The sequence below is a fragment of the Arthrobacter silviterrae genome (genome assembly GCF_011045165.1).
GTDB classification, from domain to species: Bacteria; Actinomycetota; Actinomycetes; order Actinomycetales; family Micrococcaceae; genus Specibacter; species Specibacter silviterrae.
The window spans coordinates 1-2,791 of sequence record NZ_JAAKZI010000071.1; the positions used below are offsets into that span (position 1 = coordinate 1).

At 65.5% G+C, this 2,791-nt stretch carries 1 protein-coding gene; it reads left to right on the top strand.

Features of this window, described 5'->3' with window-relative positions; genetic code table 11:
* Positions 1-2,732: pyruvate dehydrogenase (acetyl-transferring), homodimeric type (aceE, locus tag G6N77_RS19385; RefSeq protein ID WP_240902446.1), on the top strand; the 2,732-nt coding region annotated here is incomplete at its 5' end.
* Positions 2,733-2,791: the final 59 nt, after the last annotated feature.

The following is a 2,791-nucleotide window of genomic DNA, read 5'->3' on the forward strand; positions in this document are numbered from 1 at the left end:
GAGACGAGAGTTCCCATATTTTGAGCGGGTTGACGAACCAGTTGCCTGATCGTGATCCGGAGGAGACGGCTGAGTGGTTGGAGTCGTTGGATGCGTTGATTGCTGATCGTGGCACGGAGCGTGCGCAGTTCATTATGCGTAGTTTGTTGCAGCGGGCGGGTGCGCAGAGTGTGGGTGTGCCGATGGTCACGACGACGGATTATGTGAATACGATTCCTGCGGACCAGGAGCCGGTGTTTCCGGGCAATGAGGAGATCGAGCGCCGGTACCGGGCGTGGTTGCGGTGGAACGCGGCGGTCATGGTGCACCGGGCGCAGCGTCCCGGGATCGGGGTGGGCGGGCACATTTCGACCTATGCCGGGGCGGCGACCTTGTACGAGGTCGGGTTCAACCATTTCTTCCGGGGCAAGGACCATGCCGGGGGCGGGGACCAGGTCTTTTTCCAGGGACACGCGTCCCCGGGCATGTACGCGCGCGCGTTCCTGGAGGGCCGCCTCACGGAGGAGGACCTGGACGGGTTCCGGCAGGAAAAGTCGAGGCAGGGCCATGCCCTGTCCTCGTACCCGCACCCGCGGCTCATGCCGGAATTTTGGGAGTACCCGACGGTGTCGATGGGGATCGGGCCGATGAACGCGATCTACCAGGCCCAGTCGAACCGGTACCTGCACAACCGCGGCATCAAGGACACCTCCCACCAGCATGTGTGGGCTTTTTTGGGCGACGGGGAAATGGACGAGCCCGAATCCCGGGGCCTGCTCCAGCTGGCCGCGAACGACAAGCTGGACAACCTCACCTTCGTGGTGAACTGCAACCTCCAGCGCCTGGACGGGCCGGTGCGCGGGAACGGGAAGATCGTCCAGGAACTCGAGGCGTTCTTCCGCGGCGCGGGCTGGAACGTCATCAAGGTGCTGTGGGGGCGGGAATGGGACGAGCTCCTGGCCCGGGACACCGACCATTCCCTGGTGAAGGTCATGAACGACACCCTGGACGGGGACTACCAGACGTACAAGGCCGAGTCCGGCGGGTTCGTCCGCGAACACTTCTTCGGCCAAACCCCGCAGACCAAGGAACTCGCCGCGCACCTCAGCGATGACGAGGTCTGGAATTTGAAGCGCGGCGGGCACGACTACCACAAGGTCTACGCCGCGTACAAGGCAGCCCTGGACTTCCAGGGCAAGCCGACCGTGATCCTGGCCCACACGGTCAAGGGCTACGGGCTCGGCACGCACTTCGAGGCCCGCAACTCCACCCACCAGATGAAGAAGCTGACCCTGCAGGATTTGAAGGACTTCCGCACCCACCTGCGCCTGCCCATCAGCGACGAAACCCTCGAAGCTGACCCGTACCGCCCCCCGTACTACCACCCCGGCGCGGACGCCCCGGAAATCCGGTACATGATGGAACGCCGGGCAGCCCTGGGCGGGTTCGTCCCCGAACGCCGCAGCAAGCACACCGCCCTGGCCCTGCCCGGGGAGAAAAGCTACGACGCCGCGAACCGCGGCTCGGGCAAGCAGCACGCCGCCACGACCATGGCCTTCGTGCGCCTGTTGAAGGACCTGATGCGTGACAAGGGCATCGGGCAGCGGATCGTCCCGATCATCCCCGACGAGGCCCGCACCTTCGGCATCGACGCGTTCTTCCCGACCGCAAAAATCTACAACCCCAACGGGCAGAACTACCTCTCCGTGGACCGCGACCTGGTCCTGGCCTACAAGGAATCCATCAGCGGGCAGATCGTCCACGCCGGCATCAACGAAGCCGGGTCCGTGGCCGCGTTCACCGCCGCCGGGACCGCGTACGCCACCCACGGCGAACCCCTGATCCCGATCTACGTCTTCTACTCCATGTTCGGCTTCCAACGCACCGGGGACCAGTTCTGGGCCGCCGGGGACCAAATGGCCCGCGGCTTCATCATCGGCGCGACCGCCGGACGGACCACCCTGACCGGGGAAGGCCTCCAACACGCCGACGGCCACTCCCCCCTCCTGGCCTCCACGAACACCGCGATCATCTCCTACGACCCCGCCTACGGCTACGAAATCGGGGCCATCGTCAAGGACGGCCTGGAACGCATGTACGGCGGAACCCACCCGGACCCCAACGTCATGTACTACCTCACCGTCTACAACGAACCCATCATCCAGCCCAAAGCCCCCGAACACATGGACACCGAAGGCATCACCCGCGGCATTTACCACCTCCAGGCCGCCAGCATCCAGGGCCCCAAAACCCAGCTCCTGGCCTCCGGCGTCGCCGTGCCCTGGGCCCTGGAAGCCCAACAAATCCTCGCCGCCGACTGGGGCGTCGCCGCGGACGTGTGGTCCGTCACGTCCTGGACGGAACTCCGACGTGACGGCCTCGACGCCGAGGAACACGCCTTCCTCCACCCCGAACAGGAACCCCGCACCCCCTACCTCACCCAGAAAATGGCCGGCGCCGAAGGACCCGTCATCGCCGTCACCGACTACATGAAAGCCGTCCCGGACCAGGTACGCCAATACCTCCCCAACGACTTCGCGACCCTCGGCGCCGACGGCTTCGGCTTCTCCGACACCCGCGCAGCCGCCCGCCGCTACTTCAAAATCGACTCCCACTCCATCGTCGTCCGCGCCCTCCAAATGCTCGCCAAAACCGGCCACGTCCCCGCCAACGCACCCGCCCAGGCAGCCCAACGCTACGACCTCCTCAACACCAACGCCGGCACCACCGGCAACGCAGGAGGCGACAGCTAACCACCCGAACCGGCACACAACACGGATGTTCCAGACAAACACCCCCGTTAAGTGCCCGC